12 protein-coding genes are annotated in these 13,794 nt (G+C 43.3%); 7 read left to right on the top strand and 5 right to left on the bottom strand.

The genetic code is table 11. The features are described from left to right. Positions 1-14: 14 nt before the first annotated feature. From LX73_RS07410 to hutU, 3 genes are read right to left on the bottom strand one after another with little or no spacing between them, the layout of a single operon-like run. Entirely contained in the window at positions 15-485 is a 471-nt protein-coding gene (locus LX73_RS07410) for a DUF456 domain-containing protein (RefSeq protein ID WP_148898849.1), read from the bottom strand. Positions 486-525: 40 nt separating this feature from the next. Further along, on the bottom strand, positions 526-1,728 hold the full coding sequence (locus tag LX73_RS07405) for an MFS transporter (protein ID WP_148898848.1): 1,203 nt from the start codon (positions 1,726-1,728) through the stop codon (positions 526-528). Between the two features lie 44 nt (positions 1,729-1,772). Beyond that, positions 1,773-3,443 (bottom strand): urocanate hydratase, encoded by a 1,671-nt coding sequence (gene hutU, locus LX73_RS07400; RefSeq protein WP_148898847.1) that lies wholly within the window; start codon positions 3,441-3,443, stop codon positions 1,773-1,775. A gap of 218 nt (positions 3,444-3,661) precedes the next feature. Between hutU and LX73_RS13120 the strand changes: the two genes are divergently transcribed. The 4 genes from LX73_RS13120 to LX73_RS07380 all read left to right on the top strand — a co-directional run bounded on the left by LX73_RS13120 (position 3,662) and on the right by LX73_RS07380 (position 8,847). Continuing rightward, positions 3,662-5,524 (top strand): peptide MFS transporter, encoded by a 1,863-nt coding sequence (locus tag LX73_RS13120; protein ID WP_148898846.1) that lies wholly within the window; start codon positions 3,662-3,664, stop codon positions 5,522-5,524. Positions 5,525-5,646: 122 nt separating this feature from the next. Further along, the gene (mnmE, locus tag LX73_RS07390; protein WP_148898845.1) at positions 5,647-7,056 is read left to right on the top strand and encodes a tRNA uridine-5-carboxymethylaminomethyl(34) synthesis GTPase MnmE; all 1,410 of its coding nucleotides are present in this window, start codon (positions 5,647-5,649) and stop codon (positions 7,054-7,056) included. 141 nt (positions 7,057-7,197) lie between these two features. After that, complete coding sequence (locus LX73_RS07385; RefSeq protein WP_148898844.1) at positions 7,198-7,800, top strand: short chain dehydrogenase; 603 nt, start codon at positions 7,198-7,200, stop codon at positions 7,798-7,800. A 27-nt stretch (positions 7,801-7,827) separates the two neighbouring features. Beyond that, positions 7,828-8,847 carry an LLM class flavin-dependent oxidoreductase gene (locus tag LX73_RS07380; protein WP_148898843.1) on the top strand — a complete coding sequence of 340 codons (1,020 nt, stop codon included), beginning with the start codon at positions 7,828-7,830 and terminating at the stop codon, positions 8,845-8,847. Positions 8,848-8,993: 146 nt separating this feature from the next. Here the strand turns inward: LX73_RS07380 and secG are convergent, their stop codons facing one another. Continuing rightward, positions 8,994-9,410 carry a preprotein translocase subunit SecG gene (gene secG, locus LX73_RS07375; RefSeq protein WP_170245619.1) on the bottom strand — a complete coding sequence of 139 codons (417 nt, stop codon included), beginning with the start codon at positions 9,408-9,410 and terminating at the stop codon, positions 8,994-8,996. Between the two features lie 150 nt (positions 9,411-9,560). Between secG and LX73_RS07370 the strand changes: the two genes are divergently transcribed. Next, on the top strand, positions 9,561-10,454 hold the full coding sequence (locus LX73_RS07370) for a mechanosensitive ion channel family protein (RefSeq protein ID WP_148898841.1): 894 nt from the start codon (positions 9,561-9,563) through the stop codon (positions 10,452-10,454). 93 nt (positions 10,455-10,547) lie between these two features. On the opposite strand, the gene LX73_RS07365 is transcribed toward LX73_RS07370, so the two are convergent. Beyond that, on the bottom strand, positions 10,548-11,219 hold the full coding sequence (locus LX73_RS07365) for an SOS response-associated peptidase (protein WP_148898840.1): 672 nt from the start codon (positions 11,217-11,219) through the stop codon (positions 10,548-10,550). A gap of 81 nt (positions 11,220-11,300) precedes the next feature. Here LX73_RS07365 and LX73_RS07360 point away from each other — a divergent pair, with 81 nt between their 5' ends. Further along, positions 11,301-12,248: a CPBP family intramembrane glutamic endopeptidase gene (locus tag LX73_RS07360; RefSeq protein ID WP_148898839.1), complete on the top strand. Its 948-nt coding sequence runs from the start codon at positions 11,301-11,303 to the stop codon at positions 12,246-12,248. Between the two features lie 104 nt (positions 12,249-12,352). After that, complete coding sequence (locus LX73_RS07355; RefSeq protein WP_148898838.1) at positions 12,353-13,678, top strand: helicase-related protein; 1,326 nt, start codon at positions 12,353-12,355, stop codon at positions 13,676-13,678. The last annotated feature ends 116 nt before the right edge of the window (positions 13,679-13,794 follow it).

Below are 13,794 nucleotides of genomic sequence, written 5' to 3'. Positions count from 1 at the left end.
CCCATGAAAAGCTCTTACAAATTCATAAAAAAGTAGTATCCCATCATTCCGCTTGCTATAAGTTTCAATACGGTACTGACCATAAATCCTAAAAATGACCCTACTGCCGAACGCATGGCTTGGTACGAAGTTTTTCCACCAATGAGTTCACCGGAAAACGCACCAACTAAGGGACCCACAACTAATCCTATAGGTGAAAAGAAAATACCAATAACCATTCCTATTACACATCCCCAGATACCATAGGCCGAACCGCCAAACTTTTTAGTGCCATAAGCAGGAATCACATTATCCAAAATCATTAACGTAGCGACAATGAGGCCCCAAATAATAAAAAATTGCAAACTGAACGGATGAGCAGACGTTAACTGTAAAACAAGTAATCCCAAATAGCTTATAGGCGGACCTGGCACAACGGGTAACAAAGCTCCTATAAATCCTGCAACAATGAGCAGTGCGGCTAAAATGATAAGAATAGTTTCCATCTGAATCGGTTTTATTCATCAGTTTATCTATAGTGCACGATTAAGTCACCGCTTTAGTTTCATCCCTTTTCCCAGACACTCCGTATTGCATAATCGAAATTGCTCCCAATAACGGCCCTATTGCCATAACCAAAAATACAAAAGGACTCTGCCAACTGATCCACATCAAGTTTACCAACTGGATGCTCACGATTGTAATAGCAAAGCCAATACTATTGACGATAGTCAAGCCTGTTGCTACATAATCACGATCGGCTGACTGGGCTACAAGCGTTGAAAATTGGGGAGAATCCGAAACGACAAAAAGCCCCCAACCCAGTAAGAATCCCATAAAAAGATAGAACGGAAGCTCGAACATCACAGGCACCAACAAGCAGCAAAACCCCGAGCCAATCAATGAAGCTAATGCTACTTTCTTACTACTCGATCTGATCGCCCAGTATCCACCTATTGCACAACTTATACCTCCTATCCCAATAATGACAAAGGACCAGAGGGGGATACTCCCAAAAAATTCGGTGTTTATTTCCTTATAAAATCCCACCATTATCGGTACAAAGGCCCAAAAGGTGTACAGTTCCCACATATGTCCAAAGTAACCAAATGCCGCAGACCTGAAGTTAGGATTTTTAAATAACTGAAATATCACCGTCGGTCTAAACTCTCCCTTTTTACCTTGATGCGGGCCATCCGGTACAGCTACATAAAGCAAGATACCCCCAAAACCAGAAAATGCTGATGTCGCAAATAAAATAATCTTCCACGGCAAATCAGCACTAAAATATTTTATCAAGTGAGGAAAAGCTGTTCCTAAAACAAGTGCGCCCACCAGATAGCCCAATGCTTTTCCAAGTCCCTCTTTGTGCCAGTCCGAGGCGATCTTCATGCCCACCGGGTAAATACCGGCTAAAAAGAATCCCGTCCCAAATCGACTGACCATTAATAACAAAAAAGTATCACTATAAACGGTGGCTACATTGCAGGCGGCGCCTGTAATCGCACATCCCAGGAAAACTTTACTTGGAGAAATACGATCGGCCACACTTAAAAATGCAAAAAGCAAGGTGCCGGCAATAAATCCAACTTGTACCGCTGAGGTGATATAACCTATGGCCATGTCGGTAAGTTGAAGCTCTTGTACCAGATCCGGTATTACTGCATTACCAGCAAACCAGAGCGAAGTTCCGGCAAACTGGGCCAACACAATAACAGGGAGAATACGTTTGGGGATAGAATTAGACATAGATTACCGGATTTTTGCTTATCTAACAAAGTGATTACGAAACTCTACTCCACCATAGGTAGATCCACGCCGCGCTCTTTGGCGGTTTTAATGGCTTCGTCGTATCCGGCATCCGCATGACGCATAACGCCACTACCCGGATCATTGGTCAACACACGCTCCAATCGTTCGTCGGCCATTTCTGTTCCGTCAGCCACACACACCATCCCAGCATGAATGGAGTAGCCAATTCCCACGCCACCACCGTGATGCAACGATACCCAACTGGCTCCACTAGCAGTATTGAGCATGGCATTAAGCAGCGGCCAGTCGGCAATTGCATCGGAACCATCTTTCATACCTTCGGTTTCTCTGTTAGGAGAAGCGACTGATCCGGTATCCAGATGATCACGGCCGATTACCAACGGAGCATCTACTTTTCCTTTCTTCACCAACCAGTTGAATTTTACACCCATCTCCGCACGTTCACCATACTCCAGCCAGCAAATACGAGATGGCAGTCCTTGGAACTGCACTTGGTCTTGGGCTTTGTGGATCCAACGGTTGAGTGATTCCTTTTCTGGAAAAGCTTCCAATACCGCTTGATCTGTTGTATAGATGTCTTCAGGATTGCCGGATAGCGCAGCCCAACGGAACGGGCCTGATCCGCGGCAGAACAGCGGACGGATAAAGGCCGGTACAAAGCCAGGAAAGTTAAAAGCTTCTTCCATTCCCCGATGATCAGCGACCTGTCCGCGAAGATTGTTGCCGTAATCAAAAGTAATTGCCCCTTCATCCTGCATTTTTAACATTGTTGATACATGGGTCTCCATCGAATCCAGTACATCGGATTGATAACCTTCGGGATCGGATTCTCTTTTCTCTTCTGCCTCATCCAGCGTATAGCCAACCGGTATATATCCCAGTTTTAAGTCATGCGCCGAAGTTTGATCAGTTAACACGTCGGGAATCACACCTTTATCCACCATTTTTGGCAACACTTCAGCCACATTACCCAATAAACCAATAGAGAGTGCTTCGCCTTTTTCCTTGGCATCCAGTGCTTTCTCAATGGCTTCATCCAGATTGGTACATTTGATGTCACAGTAGCCCGTTTCCACACGGCGATCGATGCGATGTTCATCCACCTCAATACCAATAAAAGCGGCCCCGTTCATCGTAGCGGCAAGGGGCTGCGCGCCGCCCATACCGCCAAGTCCGGCTGTTACTACCAGCTGTCCCTGCAATGTGCCATCAAATTTCTGTCGGGCGCACTCAGCAAAAGTCTCGTAGGTGCCCTGCAAAATGCCCTGTGTGCCAATATAGATCCATGATCCGGCAGTCATTTGTCCATACATGGTAAGCCCCATCTTGTCGAGGCGGCGAAACTCATCCCAGTTGGCCCAGTTAGGTACTAAATGAGCGTTGGCAATAAGCACACGTGGTGCTTCTTCGTGGGTTTGAAAAACGCCTACCGGCTTACCACTCTGCACCAGCATAGTCTCATCATCTTCAAGGCGCTTCAGGGTCTCAGTAATTTTGTGATATGATTCCCAATTTCGTGCAGCTTTTCCGCCCCCGCCATACACAATCAGGTCATCGGGCTTTTCGGCCACCTCAGGGTCAAGGTTATTCATTAGCATACGTAAGGCAGCTTCCTGGTGCCATCCCTTACACTGCAAATCGGTTCCGGTTGGTGCTTTAATATTTTTAACGACGCCTGAATTAGTACTCATTGCCACTATTTATTTACTTTCGATTTGGTAGAAATGTAACAAATATAAAAGGCATTGCGTACCTGAAGCTTATATCTAACATTAAACATCCGTTAAAACACCCATTATAAAATACGAAACACTAAAAAGTTGCTTCACTATGGCGGTTTAATTATCATGCACGGCTTAATTATGAGTATTGTATAAATTGTATATTGAACTAAAGTAAAAAAGTATCAATGGCAAATGAGGAAGCAGACACGGTAAACCCCAGTAAAAAGAATGACTTTTTCGGCCATCCTCGAGGGTTATCTACATTATTTTTTACAGAATTTTGGGAACGCTTCAGTTACTATGGGATGCGTGCCTTACTCGTTCTTTTTATGGCAGCGGCTGTAACAGGAGACAATCCCGGTCTCGGATTTAGTGATGGGAGAGCTACTGCTATATACGGACTTTATACCTTCTTTGTGTACGTGCTGGCTTTACCCGGGGGCTGGGTAGCCGATAAGTTATGGGGGCAAAAGAAAAGTGTTTTTGTTGGTGGCTGCATCATTGCCTTAGGTCACTTTACGATGGCTGGTCCATTGATAGGGCTTCCTGGTGAGCCTTCCTTTTACCTGGGACTTATTTTCATTGTAGTTGGAACAGGACTTTTGAAACCAAATGTAAGCTCCATGGTTGGAGAGCTCTATCCGGAAGGAGGTGCCCGACGGGATGCCGGCTTCTCCATCTTTTATATGGGAATTAACTTCGGTGCTATTTTAGGTCCCACACTTTGCGGTATTCTCGGTGAAGGCTACAACTGGCACTGGGGATTTTCATTAGCAGGTTTCGGAATGTTGCTCGGACTCATCTCCTATAAAATTGGAGAGAAAAATCTGGGAGAAGCTGGAACACTCAAGGTGGATGACAGCCAGGAAACACTCTCCCGGCGGAGCCGCAATTTTTGGATAACTACTGGTGTCTGTACAGCACTTATTGTTTTATTTAGCATCTTGATGAATACAGGTGTAATTGGAATATCCCTGCAGCAACTGGCTCAAACACTCGGTACTAGCGTGGCCCTTATCGCCGTCGTATTCTTTGCTTATTTAATAAATGATGCAAAATCTATTGGGGCTGTATTACTTGTAGCTGCCGCAGGATTCTATGTGGCATCATTTTATTGGGGATATACATTATTTTCGTACCAAATCGGTATTGGCATAACTGTTATAGGGTTTCTCATTTTCAATACGGTTCGGATGTTTATGCCAAATCTTGATGTATCCCTCGAAAACAAACGGTTATTCGTCATATTTTGGCTTTTTATTCTGGCAGCTCTTTTCTGGAGTGGTTTTGAGCAGGCTGGGTCTTCCCTTAACCTATTTGCAGAAAGAGAAACAAATCGCACTTTTGGACCATATGGCTTAATTAGCCAAATTGGTGTATTTTTACCAGCACTTATCTTGGCACTACCTCTCGGATATATCAGCTGGCGGATATTCAAACGTACGAATCTTTGGTGGGTTGGCAAGGCAGGGGTATCCGGTCTCTCTTTACTCGCAGTTGGCTTTACCTATTATATTTCTACCCAACTTACCACCAGTTGGGAAATGCCGGCAAGTATGCTTCAAAATATCAACCCCCTCTTTATTGTAATACTTGCTCCTGTTTTTGGGTGGCTATGGACATGGCTGGCTAACCGTAACGCAAATCCTTCAATCCCTGTAAAGTTTGGATTAGGACTATTAGGCTTAGCTGCAGGCTTTTTCGTAATTTCATGGGGAGCTGCTAATGCTACAGGACCTAATTCAGTTGCTCCTGCATGGCTTATTGTCACTTACTTCCTTCATACTTGTGGCGAACTCTGCCTGTCTCCTGTCGGACTTTCTTCAATGACCAAACTTGCTCCTAAACGCCTTGTAAGTCAGATGATGGGTGTCTGGTTTGTAGCGGCCGCGCTCGGCAACTTATTTGCCGGACTCATGGCAGGTCAGCTTGAAACCTTAGAGCCAACCGGTCTGTTTTGGAGCGTTGCTCTACTTGTTGGCGGCGGTGGCATCATAGCACTGCTAGCAGCGCCTCCGGTTAAAAGACTCATGGGGGATGTTCAGTAAATACTAAACTTTTTAGTACTCATTTATAAACCTGGTAGGATCCTAAATCCTGCCAGGTTTTTTTAATTAATAGATACTATAGCAGGAAATGATATAAGGCTCAAAACCCTTATATTTGACCTATGTCCAAAAAAGAAGCTACCGCTGACCAAAAAGAAAAAGAAATTACCCAAAATCATCCCATTGCAGCCATTGCTACGCCTGTGGGTGAAGGTGGAATTTCCGTTATCCGTGTTTCAGGGGAAAATGCTATCGCAACAGTCAATCAATCGTTTGAAGGAACGGACCTCAGGGAGCAGGACTCTCACACTGTCCACTTTGGCAAGATTATAGATAGTGATGACAAGGTTGTAGATGAAGTGCTGGCTACACTTTTTCATTCCCCAAAATCTTATACCGGCGAAGAGATTATAGAAATATCTTGTCATGGTGGCGTATTGGTAACACAAGCTGTCTTAGAAGCCATGCTGGATTTAGATATTAAACCTGCTGAGCCTGGGGAATTTACCCAACGGGCATTTTTGAACGGGAAAATGGAGCTAAGTCAGGCTGAGGCCGTAGCCGATCTCATCCATGCCAAAAGCAAAAAAGCACTGGATTCTGCCCACCAACAACTTGAGGGACGCCTCGGTGAACATATTAGTGAGTTTCGACAGCAGATTATTGATGCCACTGCCATGGTGGAATTGGAACTCGATTTTGTGGAAGAAGATGTAGAGTTTGCCAACAAAGAAGAACTAAAAGAGCTTCTTGTAGAGCTTGACGACGAAATTGACAACCTACTGGCCACCTATGAAACCGGTCGGCTGGTAAAGCATGGAATTAAGACGGTGTTTGTGGGGCTGCCCAATGCGGGCAAATCAACCTTGTTGAATACATTAGTAGGTAAAGATCGTGCTATCGTCACTGATATAGCGGGCACTACACGCGACACCATTGATGTGGACTGGAGCTACGACGGACTCCGTTTTATACTTACAGATACAGCGGGACTCCGTGACACCGATGATGTTGTGGAAGCCGAAGGGGTAAAACGATCACAACAAGCATTTGAAAAGGCAGATCTGGCCGTCTATCTCAAGGATCTTTCTCGAAAACTTACTACCGAAGAACGTGAGGATATCGCTGAAATTCAGAAAAAAGCTGGCGATACCCCTTTTGTGCTGATTGGGACAAAGCATGATATTGCGCTCGACTTAGATGATGAACGCATGGATTATGACCTTAAAATATCGGCACTGGAGAACGAAAAAATCGATGAGCTAAAAAAACTCCTTAAGCAGCGTGCACTCGAAAATACGGAATACGACTCATCAAGCCTGCTGGTCACCTCCAGCCGACACCGTGATGCCCTGCAAAATGCACAGGAAAATGTACAAAGTGCTATCCAAGCGCTTGACCAAGGTATGACGGGCGATTTCCTCTCCATTGACTTGCGGTCGGCTCTTAAAGACCTGGGAACCATTACCGGTGAAATTACAACTGAAGATATCCTCGACAGTATCTTTTCGCGGTTTTGTATCGGTAAGTAAATGGACCAAAGTACTAAAAAAGTAATTGAGTACATTTATAGGATGCATCTATCTCTCCTATTTGAGTAATTTATTTTCCTTTGGGTGAAAAAATAGTCACTCTATTCATTCCATATTATTAACCCTATAACCTTTTACAACATGAAAATTCTACTTATTGGTGGAACCGGAACTATCGGTTCAAAAGTGGCCGAACGATTAAAGTCAGAAAATGACATCATAACTGCGGGATCCTCTTCGGGAGATGTGCAAGCTGATATTACAGACCCAAACTCTATTAAAACATTGTTTAAAAAGATCGGGAGTATAGATGCTGTTATTGTTACGGCAGGATCAGCCCCTGTAAAACCACTCCCTGAAAGTACTAACCAAAATTTTCTGCAGGGCATAAAAAGTAAAATGATGGGACAAATTAATGTTGCGCTTACTGCCATGGATTATTTAAATGACGGGGGCAGCGTTACACTTACCTCCGGAATATTAGCAGAAGATCCTATCCCGCAGGGCACCATTTTGAGCACGATTAACGGTGCCATCAATGGATTTGTGATCGGGGCAAATGGTGATTTCTTACAGCAGGGATTTCGCATTAATGCTGTAAGTCCGGCCTTGGTTGAAGATTCAGCTGATGAACTTAGTGACTTTTTTCCCGGTCACACACCTGCCAAGATGGAGCATGTGGTAAACGGGTACGAAAAAAGCCTAAAAACATTCCTTACCGGAGAAATCATCAAAATTTCATAACTATATTCAAGACTTTTAATCATTTCTATGGGTTCTGACCTTTTACAAGACATCAAATATTCGGTTTTAGATCTGGCGGTTATTACCGAGGGACAATCACCCGCCGATGCCATCCATAACAGTCGTGACTTAGCTAAACAAGTCGAAAAAATGGGCTATACTCGTTTCTGGATGGCCGAACATCACAACATGGAAAACATCGCCAGTTCGGCTACTTCTGTTTTGCTTGGATATGTTGCCGAAGCCACTGACTCTATTCGTATCGGCTCCGGCGGCGTAATGCTACCCAATCATTCGCCGTTAATTATTGCCGAGCAATTTGGCACACTCGCAACTCTATATCCAAATCGTATTGATTTAGGGTTGGGACGTGCTCCAGGCACTGATAAAGCTACTGCCCAAGCCATTCGTCCTGACCGGATGCAACAAGTACGGCAATTCCCCAACAATGTAAGACAGCTACAGCAGTATTTTTCTGAACATCATAACGAAAATACCATTCGTGCTGTCCCGGGAGAAGGAACAAACATACCTTTGTGGATTTTAGGATCTAGTACTGATAGCGCCCGGTTGGCGGCAGCTATGGGCTTACCTTATGTTTTTGCCAGCCATTTTTCTCCCCAGCAATTAGATTCCGCATTAAGAATTTATCGGAAAGAGTTTCAGCCTTCCGAACAGCTGGATGAGCCGTATGTTATTCCTTGTGTAAATGTGATAGCAGCCGATACTGATAAGCAAGCCGAATGGCTGGCTACTTCTTTTAAACAAATGTTTATGGGAGTAGTTACCGGCGAACGTAAACCTATGCCTCCACCGGTTGACGATATGAATACCGTTTGGAATCTGCAGCAAAAGATGGCAGTAAAACAAATGCTCACCTATTCTTTTATCGGCAGTAAGGAAACGATTAAAAAAGAATTGTCTGATTTTGTGGAAGAAACTGAAGCCGATGAGATTATGATTGCTTCTTATATTTATGACCATCAACAACGCATAAAATCACATCGGCTATTTGCCGAATTAATGCAGGGTAAAGATGGGGACTAGCCATTTATCATTGGATTCCATTCAAATCAATAACTTTGGATTTCCTTTTAAAGAAATTATCCCCAACATTGAACACAAAAAAGCCCGGCTACTAAAAACCGGGCTTTTCTAATTTCAATAACTTGTAAGTAAACTAGTTCGGTATCTTAACTACCGCCGTCAGAACCGGAGCCATTGCCTCCTCCGCTACCACTATTGTTACCGCCGCTTTGATTCTGCGGCAATTCGGGCACTGCCGAAGGCGTTTCAGAAGGATTGTTTACTCCATTACTCTGCTGCGTGGTTTGACCGGTATTATTTTGTTGTACTGCACTTTCGGTAGCCCCACCTCGATCAATAGCAAAATTAGCCAGTACACTTAATACCAAAAGTGCCGTACCCAATACGGTTGTCGATTTTGACAGCAAGTCAGCAGTACGTCGCGCGCCTAACCCCTGCCCTCCAGCATTACCACCTGCTATGCCACCGGACATACCTTGATCTTGGCCCGGCTGTAAAAGCACAACAATGGTTAATAATACACAAATAATCGTTATTACAGTTAAAATAATTGTATAAAGCATAATAAAATCTATATGACTGTTATTTCAGACCCGTAAAGTTATCCAAAATTCCCTTTCTTTACAATGATATTAATTCAATTATCAAGGAATAGATATTTGTATATTCAACAACAGCATAAACTGTTTATTGTACGTTAATCCAAATATCCAATGGAAAATTTTACCAGTAGTATTCAAGAGTTTTTCTTAAGCTCTCCGGAACTTACTAAACAGATTTTGCTTTCTCTGGTCGTTATCATCTCTCTATGGATTATGCGGCATATTACAATCCGCATAGTCAACCGCAATATTTCGGAGACAAAAATTCAGTACAAATGGCGAAAAAACTTAACTTATCTCTTCGTATTTATTGGAGTTTTAATCGTCGGCCGTATCTGGTTCGAAGGCCTACAGTCGCTCGCTACCTTCTTTGGATTGCTTACAGCCGGTTTAGCCATTGCCCTAAAAGATCCGATTAGTGATATTGCCGGATGGATTTTTATCCTTTGGCGCCAACCATTCGAGGTAGGTGATCGCATTGAGGTGGACGGTATTAAGGGCGATGTCATTGACACCCGGCTTTTTAAATTTAGTCTTCTCGAAATTGGTAACTGGGTAGGTGCCGACCAAAGTACCGGTCGTATCATGCACGTTCCCAACCACAAAGTTTTTTCTGATTCCCTGGCCAATTACACCAGCGATTTTAAATTTGTATGGAATGAACTGCAAGTCCTTCTCACTTTTGAAAGTGATTGGAAAAAAGCGAAGGCACTATTCCAAGAAATTGCTGAAAACCATGTACAAGATTTCCCAGCCCAAGCCGAACAGCAAGTAGGAGAAGCCCAAATGTCGTATCTCATTTATTACCAACATTTAACTCCTATTGTCTATACTGACGTTCAAGACAGCGGTGTTTGCCTCACCATCCGCCATCCGCTTAACCCTCGAAAACGACGGGGAATATCAGAAGCTATTTGGGAAGACCTACTTCAAAAAATTGAGCAACACGATGATATTGAACTGGCCTATCCTACTATGCGTATTTATCAACAACCGAATCGCTGATGTATCACTAATAGTGGATTCAACAAATATTCTTTATAGCAATTCCATTTGATCGATTGCCAAAGTGTTAGATTGATCTACAAGTCTGCAGTTTTATTTGGGAATAGGCTGTATCAGATCGGCACTGTTATTTGAGGGATCATTAACATCTTCCGAAACACGATTTACCGCCAGCTCAGTAATTCCATATCCTTTAAGATCACTAACACTTTCCTTATTAAAACTATCATCCGCCAGCCATAGCCCATAATCATCAGGATGCAACAATAACGGCATACGATCTCCCACCGGCTGCACAAGTGCATTTGCTTCGGTAGTAAGCATAGCGCAGGAATATACGTCTCGACCGGAATCAGATTCCCACACCGAAAATATACCCCCAAAAGCAGTCAGCTCGTTGGATAGCAAACGGATATAAAAAGGCGTATTCTGCTTTTCACTGGTTTTCCACTTATAAAACCCATTGGCAGGAATCAGGCAACGGCGCTGAGTCAAGCATCTACCATACCAACTATCATCTTCAATGTCTTCAAGCGCAACTTCAAAATTCTCTCGTCCATCGGTTTCTGCCTCAGCATCTTCAGGAATTAATCCCCACACAAAATTATAAATCTTTCGCTCTCCCTCGTTCTCATACACTACGGGAATAAGCGATCCAGGTGATATATTAAACTCCGGCGTGAAAAAATCATCCCGTTCTGTGGATACTTTAAAAAGCTGCTCCACATTTTGCTTAGTAGTATCTAATACAAATCGATCACTCATAAATTCAGATTTTTTTCGTCTTTTCACTTACCTTTAACTACATATTTAACGTACCGAAACTACGAATGTTTCCACATTTATATGAATATCATTTTAAATAATAATGAAAATCGCGCCCGCGCCGGCTGGCGGCTTTTACTGCAAATAATTTGTATGGTTTTATTGGTCGGTATTGTAACACTGGCTATGCCATTTACTCAAAATGACACGCTCAAGGTCATTTCTATTTTACCACAATTTCTGGGTGTAATCGCCAGTCTTTGGATTGCCGCCAGATTCTTTGACAAGCGTCGTTGGCAAGAATATGGTCTGTCATTCAACGCCCAATGGTTTCTGGATGCATTTGCAGGGGCTGTCATTGCTGCCGCAGCAGTAGCAGTTATTTTTCTTGTTGAATGGTATTTAGGATGGATTATTATAACCGATTACGGCTGGAATACGACTTCAGAAATCTCCTTTACCACTGGTATGATCAGTTCGTTGGGTGCCATGTTAATGGTCAGTTTTTATGAAGAATTGTTTTCGCGGGGTTATCAAATTCTTAATCTCACTGAAGGACTGCAATATCCCCAATTAGGTGAGCGTGGGGGCGTTGCTATTGCCGTACTGTTATCATCATCACTGTTTGGTATCCTACATTTCTTTAATCCCAGCGCTTCGGCTACTTCAACCGGTAATATTATTCTGGCCGGTATTGTTCTTGCTTTGCCTTACATTTTAACCGGCAGCTTGGCACTATCTGTCGGACTCCATTTTGGCTGGAATTTTACACTTGGCGCTATTGCAGGATTCCCCGTCAGCGGCTTCCACTTCGAAGCATCAGTCATCACCATAAAACAACTTGGATCTTCCCTGTGGACCGGCGGTCGTTTTGGACCGGAAGCCGGGCTGATTGTACTTCTTGGTTTAGGTGTTATGGCAGGGGGAGCTATCATTTATATCCAGCAGCAAAGGCGCGAACTTACCATCCATCATTGTTTTACAAAGAAGTACCAGTCACCCCATAAAGCAGATGAGCTAAAACGATAATTTTTGTATATTTGGGCACCTTATGAGCATTGCTTGGTTTTGAAGCAGTGCATGGTAAAACAAATGCTAATTAAAGAAAGGTTAGAACGTTGAAAAAAGAAGATATGACGCTAAGCCCTGAAATTGTGGACGGGCTCGAAGATGTTAATATAACTGAGTTTACTGAACTGCAAGAACAAGTGTTTTCGACGGTTCGCGAAGGTAAGAACGCTCTTGTTAAAACAACGCCGGAATCCGACTTCACCTCTTTTGCTGTTCCGGCCGTTGAGCTTATTCAAAGCCGCAAAGAAGAACAAGATGGAGTATCTGTGCTGGTGCTCACCCCTAATCCCGAAGAGTCTCAGGAAATTGACGAGCTTATACGAGCAACCGGATATCATGCACAAATTTCTTGTGCTTCCATAGATATGGATGCCGATCCTGAAGAGCAAGAAGAAGCGCTCGGCAGCGATGTGCAAGCAATAGTTGGTAATCCCGGCCCCCTTGCGGATACCATTGAAACGATGCGTTATGTGTTTCGTAATGTCGATTTAGTTGTGATTGACGCTGCCGATAAAATGGTTTCTCTTAACCTGCAATCGAAAATAAAAAATATTTTGCGGCGGGTATTGGGTGAATACCAAACACTTATCTATATGGATGAGTATAATGATGATGTCAAAGAGCTAGCCCAAAATTATGTTGAAAAACCGGTCATTATTGGATTTGACGAGCCGGACAGTGCTGGAATGTTCTCAAATCCACCGGAAGTAGATAGCAGTATTCGCCATGGATATATTTATGTTCCCGATCGAATGGCTATTTCTACACTTACCTCCTACATCAAAGAAAATAATGTGGAGTCCGGAGTAATATTTACAGCCTCAAAACGGGGAACTGATCGCCTTTATCGCACTTTGCGTAAACAAGACCTCAAGGCTACAAGTCTACACGGTAAGCTTTCGGATGAAAAACGATCACAGCGATTCGCTAATTTTACCAATGGCGATGTTCAGTTTTTGCTTGTTGCCGACATTTCAGCTGCCGAGCTGGGCCTTACCGACATTACTCAAGTCATTAATTATGATGTTCCGAGTAATCCTGATGAATATCGGTACCGCACCAAAATGCTGAGTTCCAACAGCCACTCGGAACTTATCTCACTGGTTTCAAAGCAAGATCGCAGTGACATTAATAAACTCGAAAGCACACTGTCCAACGCTCCCAAAGAGCAACCATTACCAAAAGAAGTTAAGAGGCAGCTTAAAGAACGTAAGAAGAAAAAGAAAGGTGGCACGAAAAGTCGCAAAAACGGCCATAAGAAAAAGAAGAACAATGAAATGGAACTGCCCAAACCAACTTTTGATAAGTTAAGCGGTGGCCGAAAGGGTAAGAAACAGAATGACAAGAAATCGGGTGTAATTGGAATGATTAAGCAATTATTTTCTTAACCATTTCAACCTTCCATCTTTTCATCTGGAGTTCAGCTAAGAATTGGGTGGCCCCAAAAATTTCCTGTTGTCACCTGTAATTATATCAAAAAACAAAAAGCCCCAATAGTTGGGGC

The organism is Fodinibius salinus (genome assembly GCF_008124865.1).
GTDB lineage: Bacteria > Bacteroidota > Rhodothermia > Balneolales > Balneolaceae > Fodinibius > Fodinibius salinus.
Note: the sequence above shows the minus strand (reverse complement) of the source record. Positions and strands in the feature narration are given on the sequence as shown.

Excerpts from the sequence above, each read along its gene's own strand:
- LX73_RS07410 (WP_148898849.1), bottom strand. The coding sequence starts at position 485 with ATGGAAACTATTCTTATCATTTTAGCCGCACTGCTCATTGTTGCAGGA.
- LX73_RS07405 (WP_148898848.1), bottom strand. The coding sequence starts at position 1,728 with ATGTCTAATTCTATCCCCAAACGTATTCTCCCTGTTATTGTGTTGGCC.
- hutU (WP_148898847.1), bottom strand. The coding sequence starts at position 3,443 with ATGAGTACTAATTCAGGCGTCGTTAAAAATATTAAAGCACCAACCGGA.
- LX73_RS13120 (WP_148898846.1), top strand. The coding sequence starts at position 3,662 with ATGGCAAATGAGGAAGCAGACACGGTAAACCCCAGTAAAAAGAATGAC.
- mnmE (WP_148898845.1), top strand. The coding sequence starts at position 5,647 with ATGTCCAAAAAAGAAGCTACCGCTGACCAAAAAGAAAAAGAAATTACC.
- LX73_RS07385 (WP_148898844.1), top strand. The coding sequence starts at position 7,198 with ATGAAAATTCTACTTATTGGTGGAACCGGAACTATCGGTTCAAAAGTG.
- LX73_RS07380 (WP_148898843.1), top strand. The coding sequence starts at position 7,828 with ATGGGTTCTGACCTTTTACAAGACATCAAATATTCGGTTTTAGATCTG.
- secG (WP_170245619.1), bottom strand. The coding sequence starts at position 9,410 with ATGCTTTATACAATTATTTTAACTGTAATAACGATTATTTGTGTATTA.
- LX73_RS07370 (WP_148898841.1), top strand. The coding sequence starts at position 9,561 with ATGGAAAATTTTACCAGTAGTATTCAAGAGTTTTTCTTAAGCTCTCCG.
- LX73_RS07365 (WP_148898840.1), bottom strand. The coding sequence starts at position 11,219 with ATGAGTGATCGATTTGTATTAGATACTACTAAGCAAAATGTGGAGCAG.
- LX73_RS07360 (WP_148898839.1), top strand. The coding sequence starts at position 11,301 with ATGAATATCATTTTAAATAATAATGAAAATCGCGCCCGCGCCGGCTGG.
- LX73_RS07355 (WP_148898838.1), top strand. The coding sequence starts at position 12,353 with ATGACGCTAAGCCCTGAAATTGTGGACGGGCTCGAAGATGTTAATATA.